The sequence below is a fragment of the Sulfitobacter donghicola DSW-25 = KCTC 12864 = JCM 14565 genome, assembly GCF_000622405.1.
Lineage (GTDB): Bacteria > Pseudomonadota > Alphaproteobacteria > Rhodobacterales > Rhodobacteraceae > Sulfitobacter > Sulfitobacter donghicola.
In genome coordinates, this window is sequence record NZ_JASF01000005.1 from 1,213,821 (window position 1) to 1,230,823 (window position 17,003).

The following is a 17,003-nucleotide window of genomic DNA, read 5'->3' on the forward strand; positions in this document are numbered from 1 at the left end:
GAGATGGCCCGCTCATTGGGCCTTGCCGCGTATCGCGCATTGGCGCGGCGCGGCGACGGGCGGATACCGTCCTATGACACCATCCGCCCAAAGGGTGAGTTGCTGTGGATTCATTGCCCAGAGACCAACACCTTTCTTGCCGTGCTTGATTTGGCTCTGCGCCAGATTGCAAGCCGTCCAGGTTTGAATGTCCTGATAACGTCAATCTCACCGCCACGTACAGAAGACGAATTTGCAGCAACTTTGCCTAGCGGTATCTTTCTGGATATTATCTGCGAAGATCACCCTGCAAGCGTACAAGCGTTCTTGGACCATTGGTCGCCCGATTGCTGCATTTGGACATGGGGCGATTTACGACCAAACCTCATCTTTGCCGCTCATGATCTAGATATCCCTTTGTTCCTGATCGACGGAGAGGCTGCTGGCTTTGATGGGCGGCGAGATCGCTGGTTGCCTGATGTCGCGCGCAGTTTACTACCGCTTTTTCAGGCCGTTATGGTCCGCAATCCAGCTGCTGGGCGCAGGTTGGCGCAACTGGGCTTGGGCAAAGACGTTGTCGAAGTAACCAGTGCGCTTCGGGCCGGCGGCCATGCGCTGCCCTGCAATGAAACCGATTTGGCCGAACTTTCAGCGGCCTGTGTCGGGCGGGCGATTTGGTATGCAAATGGTGTTCATCAGGAAGAGCTGCACACCGTTCTAGCCGCCCATCGACAAGCGTTGAGCCTTTCTCATCGGCTTCTATTGGTTCTTAGACCTGCAGGAAACCTGAGCCCACAGGAGGCGCTCCCACAAATCATCTCTGAAGATTTCCGCGTGGCCTGTTGGGATGATGGCCAGTTTCCGGATGAAACGACCCAAATATTGCTCAGCGAAGATCCTCACGATATCGGGCTTTTTTACCGGATCGCACCGGTTTCCTTTTTGGGCGGTTCATTGGTCGCGGGACGCAGAAACATCGACCCTCTAGAGGCCGCTGCGCTAGGGTCTGCGATCCTATATGGCCCGCGTGTTGGTCGTTTTTTGCAAAGCTACTCACGCTTGGCCGCTGCAGGAGCGGCCCGAATTATCAATGACAGCGCAGCCTTGGGCATGGCCGTGTCCCGTTTGGTGGCCCCTGATCAGGCCGCAATCATGGCGCATGCTGGTTGGGAGGTTGTCAGCGAAGGCGCCGCATTGATGGATAAGATCACCGATCTGGTGCAGGATGCGCTAGACAGCCGGCAAGGAATTTATTGATGCGTGCTCCTGATTTTTGGCACAAGCCAAAGCCCAGCCTTTTGGCGCGACTGTTGCAACCCCTTGGGATGCTATACGCCTATGCCACAGAACGCAGGCTTTCGCAGGGGCCGCGCAAGCGGATGGATATTCCGGTGATCTGTGTGGGCAACATTAACGCGGGCGGCACCGGCAAAACGCCAACTGTCATCGCAATTGTCGAACGCCTTCGGGATAAGTATTTCGAACCCCATATCGTGTCCCGTGGGTATGGTGGTACTTTGGAAGGGCCAGTTCGGGTTGATCCTGCCAAGCACACAGCGGCGCAGGTCGGCGATGAGCCGCTGTTACTGGCAGCCTTCGCCGAAGTCTGGGTCGCCAAGGATCGCGCAGCGGGAGCCTTGGCCGCCCAAGCGGAAGGTGCAAAGGTCATCGTTTTGGATGATGGGTTTCAAAATCCGGCTTTGGCCTATGATCTAAATGTCGTTGTTGTGGATGCTGACAAAGGCTTTGGTAACGGGCTTTGCCTTCCTGCGGGCCCCCTGCGTGAGCCTGTTGAAACAGGTCTAGCGCGCGCCGATATTTTATTGTCAATCGGAGGAGAAGAGGCGCATAGCCGCTTTGACGTATCCGTGGTTCCTAAAACGCTAGATCATGTTCGCGCCACGTTGGCCCCTTTGCAAACGGGCATGGATTGGAGCGACACGCCCCTCTTTGCCTTCGCAGGTATTGCCCATCCCGAAAAATTCTTTGCAACCCTTCGCAGCCTAGGCGCAACCTTGATCCATGCCGAACCTCTGTCGGATCATCAAACCCTTACCAGCGCCTTGCTCAGCAGGTTAGAAACGGATGCCCGAGCCAAAGGTGCACAATTGGTCACAACGGAAAAGGATGCGGTTCGTCTACCTGCTGCGTACCGAACCAAGGTTATTACCCTACCTGTTCGTTTGCAGTTTAAAGAGGAAAACCCGCTTTGGGATGCCTTGGACACAATGGCCAAAAACGGAACTAGACAAAGCTAGTCATCTTCCCCAAGTTTCGGCGCAGGCCGGTGATGGGCCAGTTCCGCATTCGAAAACTTAAAGGGGGAATTGATCCCCGGAACGCCATCTAGTTCAATTTGCATCCCCCGCGCTTTGACTTGGGGATCGTTGAACATATCTTCCATCGAGTTGATGGGGCCGGCGGGCACGTTGTGATCTTCGCAGGCTTGCAACAGATCATCGCTGGTGAATTTACGGGTCGCCGCCTCTAAGCGTGCATTCATAGCAGGCCGATTGGCGACGCGATCCGCATTGCTGGCATAGTCTAGATCGTGGGCCATGTCGTCCAATCCCAAGAGAATGCAGAGGCGTTGAAATTGCCCGTCATTCCCTGTTGCGATGATGAGGTGACCATCAGAGGTTTCGAAAACCTCATAAGGGGTAAGGTTTGGATGCGCGTTACCCAACCGTGTCGGGGCAATTCCGGTCGTGAGGTAATTCATCGCCTGATTGCCTGTGATCGCAACGGCGCAATCGAGCAGAGCCATATCAATGTGCTGCCCTACCCCTGTGGTTTGGCGCTGGTGAACTGCTGCCAGAATGGCTGTGGTCGAATAGATGCCAGTAAAGATATCGGTGATAGCCATGCCATGTTTTTGCGGCTGGCGGTCAGGCTCTCCGGTGATCGACATCAGGCCGGATATGCCTTGAATGATGAAATCATATCCCGCGCGGTGCGTATAAGGGCCCGTTTGGCCAAAGCCCGTGATCGAACAATAGATCAGCTTGGGAAATTTATCCTTCAGGCTGTCGTAGTCCATTCCGTATTTCGCCAAGCCACCAGTCTTGAAATTCTCGATCAAGATGTCGGCGTCTTCCAGAAGGCCAAGCAGCTTTTGCTGCCCCTCAGCCGTTCGCAGATCAACCACAACAGATGCTTTGCCGCGATTAGCCGAGTGAAAATACGCCGCGGATTTATCTTCGTCTCGCTCAACAAAGGGAGGGCCCCACTGGCGAGTGTCATCGCCAGACGGGCTTTCTACTTTGATCACTTCCGCGCCCAGATCAGAAAGCGTTTGGCCAGCCCAAGGGCCAGCCAAAACACGGGCCAATTCAATGACCTTTAAACCTTCAAGCGGCGCTGCCACTAGCCCGCCAAAGCGTCGTCGATGATCTTTTTCATATCGTTGTAGTTCATGTTTGGTTGCTTTTTGCCATCAATCACAAAGCTGGGCGTGCTGTCGATGCCATCTGCTTCGGCATTTTTCTGATACCACGCAACCATCGCCTGCGCCTGTTCACCGTCTTGCAGGCAGGCTTCTAGGGTTTCGGTATCTTGGCCCGACAAACGGCCGATCTTGCGCAGCTCTTCTACGATTGCGGCAGGATCACCTGCGCGGGTCCATTTGGACTGGTCGCCATAAAGCAGGTCAACGATGCCAAAATACTTTGCCTCACCACCACAGCGTGCCATCAAGGATGCCCATAGGCCAAAGCGGTCAAAGAAAACTTCGCGATAGACAAAACGCACCTTGCCCGTGTCGATATAGTCAGCCTTGAGCTGCTTAAACACAGTTTGGTGGAACGTCGCACAGTGCGGGCAGGTGAAGGATGCATATTCGATGATTTCAACGGGCGCATCAGGGCTGCCCATAACCATGTCCTGAATGCCTGATGTGTCGATATCAGCGTTTGTACCTTGGGCGTTTGCCGCCCCAGGTAGAGGTGCGTCAGGGAAGGCAACTGTTGTGCTGCTTTTGTTGCTTGTCATGTACCAGCTGCCAAGGCCAAGCGCGGCGAAAGCGCCAAGGAGGATGTTTCTGCGGTTCATTTCGATAGGTCCTTCGATCAGAGTTCTTAAGGGCTGGCGGTGCTAGGCACGCTCAGCTGTTTTGCTTGTTCAATATGTTTTCGCCCAGACGCGCCAACGCATCGCGAAGCGACTCGTCACCGATATGGGCGGCGTTTTCTTCGGCCTTTACGCGCAGGGCTGGATCAGGTGCCTTGGATGCCTTTTTGGGGGCATGTTCAAAGGCCACGCGCCCTTCGGCAAATCCTGTTGCGGCGGTTTGTGTCACGCGGACGCGCGCAATAGCGTTATACCCGTAGACGGCATTTACCTTTGCGCGCAGTTGTTCCTTTTGCATCTCTAAGACAGGAGCGTTTGCGCCAGTGGTCAACAGCGTCAGCGTCGCCCCCATGCCGCCACGCCCATAAGATACCTCAACAGGTCGCGAGATAGAGGCCGCATCATCGCCCACAACCTCGGCCCAATTGGTCAGCAACCGCGATTGCGCAAACCCGCGGCTTTCCGATGCTTTTCGGATTTTCGCCGTCAGCAGGCTTGCTGTTCGGGCAAATCCTTTTGTGGTGGTGCGACGGGGTGGCATCAGGTTTGTTTGCTTTCTATTCCTAGCGGTGGCATCACATCTGCTACTGCGCTGTGTGACTCACCTCGTATCATAGCGCAACCTTGCGGCCCTGCCACTATGGCAATTCAGGATTGGTTCATAAACAGTGCGTGAAAAACATAACATGTCTGTAATCCTGCTGGGATGGTATGATGAAAATGCACGAGAAATGCCTTGGCGTGTGGCGCCACAGGATCGGATGGCAGGTGTTACACCCGATCCATATGCCGTGTGGCTCAGCGAGATTATGCTGCAGCAAACTACGGTTGTAACAGTCAAAGATTACTTTCAGCGTTTTATCGCCCACTGGCCCACGGTATTTGATCTGGCGAATGCCAAAGACGCCGATGTGATGGGCGAATGGGCTGGCCTTGGCTATTATGCCCGCGCACGGAATTTATTGAAATGCGCACGTACCGTGGTGGCTGATCATGGTGGGATATTCCCCGCAGATCACGACGCGCTTCTCAAGCTTCCCGGTATCGGCCCCTATACGGCGGCCGCGGTATCGTCGATTGCATTTGACCTGCCCTATGCAGTGTTGGACGGAAATGTTGAACGCGTGCTGGCCCGCCTGCATAATATCCACACCCCGCTACCAGAGGCCAAGCCAGAACTGCGCGCGCTTGCACAATCCTATACCCCTTCAAACCGAGCCGGTGATTATGCACAGGCAATTATGGATTTAGGCGCAACAACATGCACACCCAAATCCCCGTCATGCGGCATCTGCCCTTGGCGTGATCCCTGTATTGCGCGTGAAAAAGGAACCATGGCCGACCTTCCCCGCAAGGCTCCGAAAAAGGTAAAGCCAATCCGCCATGGCACCGTGTTTTTAGGCAAGCGAGAAGATGGCGCGTGGCTGTTGGAAACGCGACCTGAAAAAGGGCTTCTCGGCGGCATGCTTGGCTGGCCAGGAACAGATTGGGTCGATACCAGCCTCCCCCTTCCAGAGGGGAACGCGCCAGCGGCTGGCCATTGGGCGGAACAAGCAGGAGAGGTTCGCCACACCTTTACCCATTTCCATTTAATCCTAAAGGTCATGGTTGCTGAGCTACCCAAAGATAGCACACCAAACAGAGGCACGTTCAGATCCCTTTCTGACTTTCGGCCCTCCGATCTGCCTACAGTGATGCGTAAGGCGTTTGATTTAGCGCAATAAGGCATCATGTGATCAATGACATAGTCAAAGCCTCTGCTATGATCGTCCCATCAGATAACCAAGGCAAATGACATGAGCACCTCAACCGACCCTATCCCGCCCTCCGAACTTGCCCGACTTAGCCGGGCGTTGCCGTTTTGGATGTCACTTGCTCTGGCTCCCTTGGCATGGGTTGGGGCCTTTTATGGCGGCTGGACGTTGCTCATTGTGCCTTTGACAACATGGTATTTGTTTACAGCCCTTGATTACGCCTTGGGCCTAAACACTGAAAACGCCGATCTATCAGCCACCGAAGACGATTTTTATTGGTACAAGATGATCACTCTTATCTGGACTCCGGTCCAGTTTCTGCTGTTGGCCAGCCTTCTTTGGTACGTCCCCCAAGCAGAACACTTAAGTACCCTAGAAAGCATCGGAGTCTTTTTCGGGATAGGTGTGATTACCGGCACTGTAGGGATCAATTACTCTCACGAGTTGATGCACCAAAAGAGCAAACTAGAACGCAATATGGCGGATGTATTGCTGGCGATGGTCCTTTATTCGCATTTCCGTTCTGAGCATCTATTGGTGCATCACCGCTATGTTGGCACGCCACGTGATCCTGTTACCGCGCGCTATAACGAAGGGTTCCACCGCTTTTATCCTCGGGTCCTTCGCCAATGTTATCAAAGTGCCTTTAAGGCAGAAAAGGACATGCTGGCGCGCAAAAACCTACCTTGGAACGACAAAAGCAACCCGTTTTGGCGCTATTGGGGGCTGCAACTGGCCTTTGTTGTCTTCGCTTTGATCTTGGGCGGCTGGGCTGGTTTGGGGCTATTCCTTTTTCAGGCAGGCACGGCGATCTGGCAGCTAGAATTAGTTAACTATGTCGAACACTATGGGCTGACCCGAAAACATCTGGGTGACGGAAAATACGAGCACGTTCGCCCCCATCACAGCTGGAACGCGGCCCATAAAGCTTCAAACTGGCTATTGATCAATTTGCAGCGGCACTCGGATCACCATTACAAACCCGACCGCCGTTTTGTCATTTTGCAAAACTATGCTGCAGATGAGGCGCCACAATTACCCTATGGCTATCCGCTAATGACAATGATGGCCATGGTGCCCCCTCTTTGGCGGCGCTTCATGAACCCTCGGGTGCGGAAATGGCGGGGTATGTATTACCCCGAGATAACCGATTGGCAGCCCTATAATCGCGCGACAAACCCTTTTCCGCGCTAAGTGGTTTTTAATCCTTAACTGCCATACAGGCCCTATGTTGAATGGTTAGGGAACTCATATGCAGCAGGAAAACGTCGGGACAACTACATCAAGTGAAATCTGCCTAATCGTCGAAGACAATACAGTGGACCAGCTTATGATGGCGCGTGTCGTTGCACGGTCACAAAAGAGCATGCGGATTCAGATTGCACCATCCTTGCAGGCTGCGCGGGGCGCTTTGTCTTCGGGGGCGGTCAGACTGATTTTATTGGACAATGACCTCCCGGATGGTGTCGGGGCGGACTTTGCGATCGAATTGGCCTCGTACCCACAACTAAAACGAACCCCGATTGTGATGGTTAGTGATTGGCCCACACCCTTTATGTGGGAAAAGGCAGCTGTCGCTGGCGTAAACTATGTTGTGAGTAAATCCGACTTTAACGCGAGCTATCTGGAAGATGCCCTAAAGGGTCGGGCGGACCATCACAGCCGCATCCGTTACGCCAGACGCCCCCGCCGCGCCTCAATGCGCAGGGCTTCGTAATCATAAATTTCAAACAAAGAACAAAAAAAGCCCCGCCATAAAGGCGGGGCCAAGGTGAGTGTCATCATTGCGGTCCTTCAATTGGAAGGCGCAGTGACACTGGCGGTGTTCGAATTTCGGGGTGGATCAGACCTGCATTTCGGCTCTGATCTGCTGGCGCAAGACATCGATAGGCACGCGTTTGCCTTCTTTCTTGTAGCACCAGTATGTCCATCCATTACAGCTAGGCGCACCTTCCAGTGCTGCTCCGACTTGGTGGATGGACCCTTTTACGTCATCACCAATCAGCGTGCCATCGGCGCGCACTTTGGCTTTGTGACGGTTGTTCATGGAATAAAGGTTTTCGCCTGGGCGTAGCATACCGCGTTCAACCAGCTGGCCGAAAGGCACACGTGGTTCCGCGCGTTTCGACGTTGTTGTTTGCAGTGCTTCGTTGTCAAACTTGCGAACGTTCGCGATCCGCTTTGTTGCGACCTTGCGGTAGGCTTCTTCGCGTTCGATGCCGATGAAATCACGGCCCAACATTTTAGCTACAGCACCTGTAGTGCCCGTGCCAAAGAACGGATCAAGGATCACATCACCTGGGTTGGTTGAGCCAACCAGCACGCGGTGTAGCAGGCTTTCTGGTTTTTGGGTTGGATGCGCTTTATCGCCGTTTTCGTCTTTTAGACGTTCGTGGCCATTGCAGATTGGCAAAACCCAATCACTGCGCATCTGGATGCCTTCGTTCAGCGCCTTTAGCGCTTCATAATTAAAGGTGTATTTGCTGGCTTCATCTTTGCCGGCCCAGATCATTGTCTCGTGGGCATTGGTAAAACGTTTGCCGCGAAAGTTCGGCATCGGGTTCGACTTGCGCCAAACCACATCGTTCAAAATCCAGTAACCCTGATCCTGAAGAGCGGCACCAACACGGAAAATGTTGTGATAGCTGCCAATGACCCAGATCGCACCATTGGGTTTAAGCAAGCGGCGCGCGGCCTTGAGCCATGCTTTGGTAAATTTGTCATAAAGAGCAAAGCTGTCAAACTGGTCCCAGTCGTTGTCGACTGCATCCACTTTGGAATTGTCAGGGCGGTGCAAATCGCCACGCAATTGAAGGTTATATGGGGGATCTGCGAAGATCAGATCCACGCTTGCTTCGGGAAGTGAGTTCATCACTTCGATGCAATCTCCATCAAGGATCGTGTTCAGGGGAAGCGCCTGCGCTTCCTTCGTTTTTACTGTCATAACTCTGCCTCTGTCCGCGGTGCATTTTTGCACTCGTTGGTTGCTGACTAGGATGGCGACAGAGTGATTCGTGGTCAATTCGTTTTTTGAAACAAAGTTTTCAGAATTATTCTTGCCACAAGATATTGTGTACCGGTTTGAACGAACGTCTATGGTGTGGGGTCACCCCCAAACTTTGAAGCGCAGACATGTGTCTTTTTGATCCATATCCCATGTTGGTCTCCCATCCATAGCCGGGGTGCTGTTGCGCTAGGGACAACATGACATAATCCCGACATATTTTGGCCATAATTGAGGCCGCCGAAATGGAAACAGAACGGGCATCACCTTTGATGATTGTTTCGCTAGGCAGGGATAATCCGCGCGGGATCATATTTCCGTCGATCAGACAATAGTCTGCTGGGGTCTTTAGCCCCTCCAATGCGCGCACCATCGCGATATGGCTGGCGCGCAGGATGTTATGTTCGTCAATCTCCTCGACACTCGCATGGGCAACCGACACATCCGCCACCTCCATGATCTGGGCATAAAGCGCTTCGCGTTTTTTGTGGCTCAGTTTTTTGCTGTCGTTCAGGCCTTCGGGGATGCGCGCGGGGTCTAGCACAACAGCGGCGGCAGTTACCGGACCGGCAAGAGGGCCACGGCCCACTTCATCCACTCCTGCAATCCTCGTGTACCCGTTTTCGCGGGCGGCGGTTTCAAATGTGTAATCAGGTTCCATAGGTCTTGGAAATCGAACTAAAGGCCCGCGTGCAAGAGAAAAGGGAGAGACGCCCGAACATCTCTCCCCTCCCTACCCCGTGCGGCGGGACATGTCGCACGGGTGTCGGCGCAAAGGTGGTGATACTCAGCGCGCCGAATTCGGTATTAGCGGCGCGCTAGGGTGTAACCGTTCTGGCGCAGGCATCGCGCACCAAAGCCTGAACGACGGCCATCATGGGTGCGAACGCGCTGAGCGCAATTTTGCGGCAGGCGATTCACAAATTTATAATTCTGCTCGAGACACCGGCGCCCAAACATCCGCACCTTCCCATTGCGGGTGTTGAAACTGCGCAAACATTGCTGAGGCAGGTTTTTACGGTTCACACGCTGAGGCAGCGGACGCGGCGCCGCTCTTTGGCGGGGTTGGGTCTTGGTGCCGTGGCGGTGCACGCGCGGGGCTGGTTTACTCCGCACCTGTTGCTGATGCGTTTGGCGGCGTTCGTGTTTATCTTTGTTGTTCTCATGAATAAGGGCCCCAACAACCGCGAGCCCAAAAATAGTTGCCACTGTACGGGCAGTACGGTGGTCATCGGCAACGGCTGGTGTCGCGGTCGCTGCTGTTATAGCCATCACGGCAGCTGTGAAAGTGCCTGCAATACGAGTAGGAAGCTGAAAGCGCATCTGATTGATCCTTATACTTTGGGTGCAGCACGTTCGTTTTGTGCAGCGGGATGAGATCAATCTGGCTGCGACCCTGTCAGACAGGCAATAACAGCCATTTGTTATCAGATAGCAGCCCGTATAACTGGCTATGGATATTGAATATCAATCCAGAAAAACGCATCCTGCCTCTTATGAAACACATGCGCTTTCCCCTTTTTGTTACCGTCATGGTCATCCTGTCTGGACCTGCCCATGCTGCGGACTGCTATGCCGATTATAAGGCTAAACAGGACAACCCGTTGCGGCTACATTATGGCGTGGCCAAAGTTTCAGGCCAATGCACCAAGGCCGCTGCCAAAGCAGAGCTAAAGAACCGTCTAGGTGCCAATGGCTGGAAGCTGCTGAATGTTGTTTCAGTTTTCGGGCCAGAAGGGCTTGCGCAAAGGAAAAAGAGTGCCGGATCAAACTTCCTCCGCTTCTGATATACGCCGCAGCGGCGGCCGCTTTGTCATTTTGGGTATCAGCGCAATCGTCGGCCTTTTGGTGATTGGCGCAGTTGTGATGTTTCTGGCATTACCTGATGCCAATGCGTTTAACGCACGCGTTGAACATATCTTTATCCAGAACGACAATCTGACCTCCCCTGCCGAAATCAAGCTACTGGAGATCCTAGCGCAGTCAGGCACTGCTTTTTCTGACACGCTAATGAATTACCGCATTCTAATCGGCGTCCTGCTGATTTTTGCCGCCGCCATGTTGATTGCTGCGATTATTTTTCTGACCCTGTTGATCACGTTCAACCGTCGCATGGCCCAGATTGAGAGGACAGGCATTCAGGTATCGTCTCTTTTGATCAGCCGCGAAGAAAACAAAGTGTACCTGAACAATCTTGGTTTCAAGCTGACCGATGCGGCGATGGAAACGCTGGCCGTTTTGGCAGAGGCCCGCATGGATGATGATGTAATGTCTGGGTCCGAAATAGAGGCCGTCATTTCGGGGCGTTCTGCAGCGGATTGCGACGAAGCTGCTGGCGCGACACGGATCAAAAGGCTGCGCGATACTTTGGGCAACCAAATGGTCAGCGAGCTGCTGGTAAAGAACATCGCGCGGCGCGGTTATATGCTGGCGATTGATAAGGACGTTATCAAGGTTCTTTAAGTTTAGCTTTGCGCATGGCGCGACACTCGCGGGTGTTTTTGCCGCCCGTGTTTAGGGGCGACTGATCGCATGGGAACGGCCCCTCTGGTAAATGCCGACAATCCGGCGCTACTGTGCGGCGAACCTACGGAAAAGGAAGCCACCGATGCCAGCCCCAGTGAACATGTTCAAGAAAGCCCTAGCGCAGGGTAACATTCAATTTGGCTGCTGGGCTGCTTTGGGCAATAGCTTTACCACCGAACTGATGGGCCAAGCGGGTTTTGACTGGCTCGTCCTTGACGGAGAACACGGGCCAAATGATCTGCTCTCTATTCTATCTCAGCTACAGGTGATCGAGGGCACCGACACGCATGCCGTTGTCCGCGTTCCCGTTGGCGAAACCTATATGTTGAAACAGGTGTTGGATGCGGGTGCGCAAACGGTATTGGTGCCAATGGTCGAAAGCGCGGATCAAGCAAGGCAGTTGGTACGTGATGTCACCTACCCTCCGCACGGTGATCGGGGGGTGGGCTATGCCCTAACCCGAGCCTCAAAATTCAGCACAATCGAGGATTACGGGAAAACCGCAGATGCAGAGATATGCCTGCTGGTGCAGGTGGAAAACCTAAAGGGATTGGCAGCACTGGATGAAATCCTGACAGTTGATGGCGTTGACGGCGTTTTCATCGGCCCTGCAGATTTGGCGGCAGACATGGGGCATATTGGCAATGCCGATCACCCAGACGTACAAGCCGCCATTATGGAGGCACTGGCACGGATCAGCTCTGCCGGAAAAGCACCCGGCATTCTATCGACCCAAGATGGCATGACCAATGACGCCATCGCAGCAGGTGCATTATTTGTCGCTGTAGGCGCAGATGTTTTGTTGCTGGGAAATGCTGCACGCGCCCTAGCAAGCAAATGGCAAGCTACCAAAACATGAATACTGGTATAGCGCTGCTAGCGTTCGCTTATGTCCTCAGCCAGTTTTTTCGCGCCTTTCTGGCGGTCCTTAGCCCGTTTTTGGCAACCGATATCGGCGCGACACCAGAAGACCTGGCCTTTGCCTCTGGCCTTTGGTTTCTCACCTTTGCCGCGATCCAGCCTCCTGTTGGGTGGGCGTTGGATACCATCGGTCCGCGGCGTACTGCGGCTGTGCTATTGCTTATCGGCGGCGGTGGCGGGGCTGCTGTCTTTGCAATGGCGATCGCACCTGCCCACGTCGCAATCGCAATGGCACTGATTGGCATCGGCTGCGCGCCCGTTTTGATGGCATCATACTATATTTTTGCTTTGGACCATCCACCTGCGAGGTTTGCCTTTTTGGCCGCCCTGATGGTTGGCGTCGGGACCTTGGGCAATATCGTCGCTTCATACCCGACCACCATCGCAGCCGAGACCGTGGGCTGGCGCGCCTCGCTTTGGGGGTTGGCCGCCATATCCTGCGGCACAGCTATCGGCATCTGGTTTGCCGTGCGCGACCCTGTCAAAGAACCAACCGAGCAAAAAGGCAGCTTTGCCGAGGTGCTGCGCATCCGCGCGCTTTGGTTCATCTTTCCCTTGCTGTTGGTCAGCTATGCCGAGGTCGGCGCCTTGCGCGGTCTATGGATTGGCCCTTACCTAACCGAAGTCTTCCACGCCGAACCACGTCTGATCGGGCAGGCCACATTGGCCATGGGCATTGCCATGGTCATCGGCCCAATGGCCTATAGCCCGCTGGACAGAATATTTAACACCCGAAAATGGGTCGTCTTTGTTGGCAGTGCAGGTATCCTTCTTTCAACCATCGGGATGCTGCTGCTGATTGATACAGATGTGATGTGGATCATCATCCTGATGTGCGCAGTTGGTTTCTTTGGCTCGACCTACCCTGCCCTAATGGCCCATGGCCGCAGCCTTTTGCCGCGCCATCTGGTTGGCCGAGGCGTAACTGTTTTGAACCTGTGCAGTGTTGGCGGCGTGGGAATTGCGCAGGTCTTATCGGGGCGAATCCATTCTGCCTATTCCAAACAAGAGCTAGTCGCGCTTCCCTACACGATGATCCTTCTTTTCTTTGCTGTGTTGGTGACTATTGGCCTCATCCTTTACCTGTTTTCAACAGATACAAAGCCGTAATGCCCCTGCCCCTTTCAAATAGGGCAAAAGCGGTATAACAGGCCCGCACCATCATACACACAAACTGGAGAAAACGAGATGGGTTATCGCGTTGTTATCGCCGGTGCCACAGGCAATGTGGGCCGTGAAATGCTGAACATTCTGGCCGAGCGCCAGTTCCCTGTAGACGAAATCGCAGTACTTGCCAGCCGCAGGTCACTGGGTACGGAAGTCAGCTTTGGCGACAAGACGGTTAAGACGCAAGACCTTGATACGTTCGACTTCACTGGCTGGGATATGGCGCTGTTCGCTGTTGGCTCTGACGCCACAAAGAAATACGCGCCATTGGCGGCAAAAGCGGGATGTGTCGTGATCGATAACTCGTCGCTGTACCGCTATGACGCGGATATTCCGTTGATCGTCCCTGAGGTAAACCCAGAGGCCGTTCACCAGTATTCCAACAAAAACATCATCGCTAACCCCAACTGTTCGACCGCGCAGATGGTTGTGGCGCTAAAGCCGCTACATGACCGCGCAACGATCAAACGCGTTGTGGTCAGCACGTATCAGTCCGTTTCCGGTTCCGGAAAAGAGGGCGCTGACGAGCTGTGGGAACAGACCAAGAGCATCTACAACCCGATCAAAGATGTGCCACCGAACAAGTTCCAAAAGCAGATCGCGTTTAACGTAATCCCGCAGATCGACGTGTTCATGGATTCCGGCGACACCAAAGAAGAATGGAAGATGATGGTTGAGACGAAGAAAATCGTCGACCCTTCCATCAAAGTGACAGCAACATGTGTTCGCGTTCCTGTCTTTGTTGGGCACGCGGAATCGATCAACATCGAATTCGAAGACCATCTGGACGAAAACGAAGCCCGCGACATCCTGCAAGAAGCACCAGGTATCATGGTGATCGATAAGCGCGAAGCGGGTGGCTATGTTACCCCGATCGAATGCGTTGGCGACTTTGCCACGTTCATCAGCCGTATCCGTCAAGACAGCACGATCGACAATGGCATCAACCTGTGGTGCGTTTCTGACAACCTGCGCAAGGGTGCTGCCCTGAACGCGGTTCAGATCGCCGAACTCTTGGGTCGTGAAGTGCTCAAGAAAGGCTGATTTCCGCCCAAATCAAAGACCTAGAGGGGTGCCTGAAAGGGCGCCCCTTTTTCTTTTCAACGACGCATTGCATGGTAACGGGACTTAAAAAGGACTTTGTGATTATGCGTTTTCTTTCTGTTGCTCTTGTTGCTTTACCGCTGCCTATTATGGCGGAAACATTCACCACAACATCATCGCCCACGGCCGCGACTGTTTATTCTGGCTTTGCCATGGTGACTCGGGAAGTAAGCGTCGAGGTACCCGCTGGCGCGCATCAGATCATCTTGCCCGACCTGCCTCAATGGGTGGACGCAGGCAGCCTTCGCGCCAGCATCTCGGGCGCTGATATTACCAGCACAAGGTTGCGCACAGCGGCATTGCCACCCCAACCAGACAGCGACAGCCAAGCGGTTGTTGCTGCCAAAGAACAGATCAAACTAGCGGAACGCGCCCTGCGGGATTTGGATGACGCGATCCAAGACGCTGAGCTGGCCATTCAATCTGCTGAAGCGCGCCTCGCGTTTCTAGGCAACCTTTCTTCGAGTGAGACACTGCCCTCTGATCCCCTAGCGCTGGCCGAATTGGCCGCGATGATCGAGGCCCAGACCCTGACCGCCAAACAAACCCAGCTTAACGCACAACGGGAAGCACGCCAGATTTCAGAGGCCCGCCCTGATTTGCTACGCGATCTAGAGGATGCAAAAGCCGCACTAGACGCGCTTACCCCTCCTGCGGAACCAAAGGCCTTACTGGCCTTGTCTGTTGACGCAAAAGAGGCTGGTACAATCATCGCAACCGTTAGTTACCCTGCGCGCGCGTCATGGCAACCAACCTATGATGTCGCCCTCGCCACAGGCGACGACGCCACAATGACGCTGCGCCGCGCCGCGCTTGTGCATCAGAACACTGGCGAAAATTGGGACAACATCGCGCTGACCCTTTCGACCCTGACACCTAGTGGCCAGATTGTTCCATCCGAGCTTTATCCGCCCCTCCTGCGGTTTGAAGACCCCCAGTTGCGGGCCAAACTTCAACGATCAGTAAGCGGCCTCAGCGCCGGTATGGCTGAGGATGTTGCGGAACCTGCAATGATGGAAGCCGCCCCTAGTCCGCAACCCAATTTTGACGGACCCGGTGTTCGCTACACACTCCCCTCCCCGATCAGCATCGCCCAAAATGCCGAAGGGGCGCGTGTAGAGCTGGACGCGCTCGAATTTGGCGCACGCGTTTTCGCCCGTGCAGTGCCAGCCAGCGACCAGACAGCGTTTCTGATGGCGGAATCTGAAAACGCCAGCAAAGAGTCCCTTCTTGCCGCCAATAGCGCGCAGATTTTTGTGGACGGTACCCTTGTAGGGCAAAGCTATTTCTCGGCGGTGCCTGCGGGGGGCGAGATCGTTCAGGCCTTTGGCCCGATCGAAGATTTGCGGCTAAAACGAACAGTGCTTGACCTAAGTGAAGGGGATCGCGGCTTGATCAGCCGAACCAATGCGCAAACTCAGGAAATCCGCATGGAAATCGAAAACCTTGGCGCGAAAGCATGGGATGTCGAGCTGTTGGAGGCGATCCCTTACAGCGAACAAGACGATTTGGAAATCGAATGGAGCGCCAAGCCGCAGCCAAGCATCACCGACGTAGATAACCGCCGCGGCCTTATGCAATGGAACTTTTCCATTGGTGCCAATGATAACAAAGAGATCACAACCGAGCAGTTCATTCGCTGGCCGGATGGCAAAGTGCTGCGTTAGGCGCCCGTCACCACAAAGCCATCTGGTGCTAAATATCCGGTAACATCTAGAGGGTGACCAGGCATGGCTGCCCTGAACCGTTTGACCAAAGTTTGATACCGCAGCCCAAGCGCGCCTAAGTTACACAGATGCCGCCCTGTAGAAGTGACATAGATCGCCAGACCAGCACCAACAGGCCGCAGCTCCATCCCCTCAACCGCGAGGCGGTTTATCAGATCTGGCCAGCTCTTGGCCTCTGCAAACAGGTTTTTCAGCAGGGCCAACCGCGTTGCATCAATGCGACCTGCAGGCATAGTTTCTGTTTTCATACTGCATTTAGGGTGAGCAGGAATCGGGCCAAGACGTTCTTTCAGGTCAGCATAAGGGTATCCGATATCGCGACCATGGCACAGCTTGGTCCCACAGCTTTTCTTTATCAGCGCAATATCATCGCCTTCCTTGTGCACAGCATACCCGTGCAACCTTAAGCGAGTGGTCAATTCAGACCAATCCGCAGCCTCTGCGAGGTCTCGCCCCACTAGAACGCGAAAGGCGTCCAACAGGCTATCACTGGAAACCTTGGAACCGCCTGCCAGCACCTGACGATCAACTTCACGTTTCAAAAGCTGGCGAACCATATGCCCAACGCTCACATCCTGCGCGGTAGCAACACGTTGCGCGCCTGACAGCAATTCGCGCGGTAACCTAAGGGTGACTGATTCCAAATCCATACCTAAGCCTGCGACAACCTAGGTTAATGACCCGTTAACATCGAGCCGCACCCTCAGGACGGATTGGATTTAAAAGGTAAAACAGCGCCATTGACGTGGCGCC

The 17,003-nt window shown here is 54.2% G+C and carries 18 protein-coding genes; 12 read left to right on the top strand and 6 right to left on the bottom strand.

Going from position 1 to position 17,003, the window contains the following annotated elements; all coding sequences use genetic code 11:
* Positions 1-3: 3 nt before the first annotated feature.
* Positions 4-1,236: a 3-deoxy-D-manno-octulosonic acid transferase gene (locus Z948_RS0106785; protein ID WP_025058810.1), complete on the top strand. Its 1,233-nt coding sequence runs from the start codon at positions 4-6 to the stop codon at positions 1,234-1,236.
* Entirely contained in the window at positions 1,236-2,237 is a 1,002-nt protein-coding gene (gene lpxK / locus Z948_RS0106790) for a tetraacyldisaccharide 4'-kinase (protein ID WP_025058811.1), read from the top strand. The genes Z948_RS0106785 and lpxK overlap by 1 nt, the downstream gene beginning before the upstream one ends.
* On the opposite strand, the gene Z948_RS0106795 is transcribed toward lpxK, so the two are convergent.
* Genes Z948_RS0106795 through Z948_RS0106805 form a run of 3 tightly spaced genes read right to left on the bottom strand, consistent with a single transcriptional unit; the run spans position 2,234 to position 4,588 of the window.
* Positions 2,234-3,346, bottom strand: a complete 1,113-nt coding sequence (locus tag Z948_RS0106795; RefSeq protein ID WP_025058812.1) for a CaiB/BaiF CoA transferase family protein — start codon at positions 3,344-3,346, stop codon at positions 2,234-2,236. The genes lpxK and Z948_RS0106795 overlap by 4 nt on opposite strands.
* Positions 3,346-4,029 (bottom strand): DsbA family protein, encoded by a 684-nt coding sequence (locus Z948_RS0106800; protein ID WP_025058813.1) that lies wholly within the window; start codon positions 4,027-4,029, stop codon positions 3,346-3,348. The genes Z948_RS0106795 and Z948_RS0106800 overlap by 1 nt, the downstream gene beginning before the upstream one ends.
* A gap of 52 nt (positions 4,030-4,081) precedes the next feature.
* The gene (locus tag Z948_RS0106805) at positions 4,082-4,588 is read right to left on the bottom strand and encodes a DUF721 domain-containing protein (RefSeq protein WP_025058814.1); all 507 of its coding nucleotides are present in this window, start codon (positions 4,586-4,588) and stop codon (positions 4,082-4,084) included.
* A 145-nt stretch (positions 4,589-4,733) separates the two neighbouring features.
* On the opposite strand from Z948_RS0106805, the gene mutY reads away from it, so the two are divergent.
* The 3 genes from mutY to Z948_RS18715 all read left to right on the top strand — a co-directional run bounded on the left by mutY (position 4,734) and on the right by Z948_RS18715 (position 7,518).
* Positions 4,734-5,771: an A/G-specific adenine glycosylase gene (gene mutY, locus Z948_RS0106810; RefSeq protein ID WP_037951367.1), complete on the top strand. Its 1,038-nt coding sequence runs from the start codon at positions 4,734-4,736 to the stop codon at positions 5,769-5,771.
* A gap of 72 nt (positions 5,772-5,843) precedes the next feature.
* Positions 5,844-6,995, top strand: coding sequence for an alkane 1-monooxygenase (locus tag Z948_RS0106815; protein ID WP_037951369.1), 1,152 nt, complete (start codon positions 5,844-5,846; stop codon positions 6,993-6,995).
* A gap of 58 nt (positions 6,996-7,053) precedes the next feature.
* Positions 7,054-7,518, top strand: a complete 465-nt coding sequence (locus tag Z948_RS18715) for a response regulator (RefSeq protein WP_025058817.1) — start codon at positions 7,054-7,056, stop codon at positions 7,516-7,518.
* 126 nt (positions 7,519-7,644) lie between these two features.
* Here the strand turns inward: Z948_RS18715 and Z948_RS0106825 are convergent, their stop codons facing one another.
* Both Z948_RS0106825 and Z948_RS0106830 read right to left on the bottom strand, forming a co-directional pair.
* Positions 7,645-8,745 (bottom strand): site-specific DNA-methyltransferase, encoded by a 1,101-nt coding sequence (locus Z948_RS0106825; RefSeq protein ID WP_025058818.1) that lies wholly within the window; start codon positions 8,743-8,745, stop codon positions 7,645-7,647.
* A 106-nt stretch (positions 8,746-8,851) separates the two neighbouring features.
* Positions 8,852-9,466 (bottom strand): ribonuclease HII, encoded by a 615-nt coding sequence (locus Z948_RS0106830; RefSeq protein ID WP_025058819.1) that lies wholly within the window; start codon positions 9,464-9,466, stop codon positions 8,852-8,854.
* 215 nt (positions 9,467-9,681) lie between these two features.
* Here Z948_RS0106830 and Z948_RS18895 point away from each other — a divergent pair, with 215 nt between their 5' ends.
* The 7 genes from Z948_RS18895 to Z948_RS0106865 all read left to right on the top strand — a co-directional run bounded on the left by Z948_RS18895 (position 9,682) and on the right by Z948_RS0106865 (position 16,190).
* Entirely contained in the window at positions 9,682-10,182 is a 501-nt protein-coding gene (locus Z948_RS18895) for a hypothetical protein (RefSeq protein ID WP_156023456.1), read from the top strand.
* A 119-nt stretch (positions 10,183-10,301) separates the two neighbouring features.
* Positions 10,302-10,592: a hypothetical protein gene (locus Z948_RS0106840; RefSeq protein ID WP_025058821.1), complete on the top strand. Its 291-nt coding sequence runs from the start codon at positions 10,302-10,304 to the stop codon at positions 10,590-10,592.
* Positions 10,564-11,268 carry a winged helix-turn-helix domain-containing protein gene (locus Z948_RS0106845; RefSeq protein WP_025058822.1) on the top strand — a complete coding sequence of 235 codons (705 nt, stop codon included), beginning with the start codon at positions 10,564-10,566 and terminating at the stop codon, positions 11,266-11,268. The genes Z948_RS0106840 and Z948_RS0106845 overlap by 29 nt, the downstream gene beginning before the upstream one ends.
* A gap of 145 nt (positions 11,269-11,413) precedes the next feature.
* Complete coding sequence (locus Z948_RS0106850; RefSeq protein ID WP_025058823.1) at positions 11,414-12,190, top strand: HpcH/HpaI aldolase family protein; 777 nt, start codon at positions 11,414-11,416, stop codon at positions 12,188-12,190.
* Positions 12,187-13,362 carry an MFS transporter gene (locus Z948_RS0106855; RefSeq protein ID WP_025058824.1) on the top strand — a complete coding sequence of 392 codons (1,176 nt, stop codon included), beginning with the start codon at positions 12,187-12,189 and terminating at the stop codon, positions 13,360-13,362. Before Z948_RS0106850 ends, Z948_RS0106855 begins: the two co-directional genes overlap by 4 nt.
* A gap of 78 nt (positions 13,363-13,440) precedes the next feature.
* Entirely contained in the window at positions 13,441-14,463 is a 1,023-nt protein-coding gene (locus Z948_RS0106860; RefSeq protein WP_025058825.1) for an aspartate-semialdehyde dehydrogenase, read from the top strand.
* 104 nt (positions 14,464-14,567) lie between these two features.
* Positions 14,568-16,190, top strand: coding sequence for a DUF4139 domain-containing protein (locus Z948_RS0106865; protein ID WP_025058826.1), 1,623 nt, complete (start codon positions 14,568-14,570; stop codon positions 16,188-16,190).
* On the opposite strand, the gene Z948_RS18415 is transcribed toward Z948_RS0106865, so the two are convergent.
* A complete protein-coding gene (locus tag Z948_RS18415) occupies positions 16,187-16,900 on the bottom strand; it encodes a hypothetical protein (protein ID WP_025058827.1) in 714 nt (237 codons plus the stop codon). The genes Z948_RS0106865 and Z948_RS18415 overlap by 4 nt on opposite strands.
* Positions 16,901-17,003 lie beyond the last annotated feature (103 nt).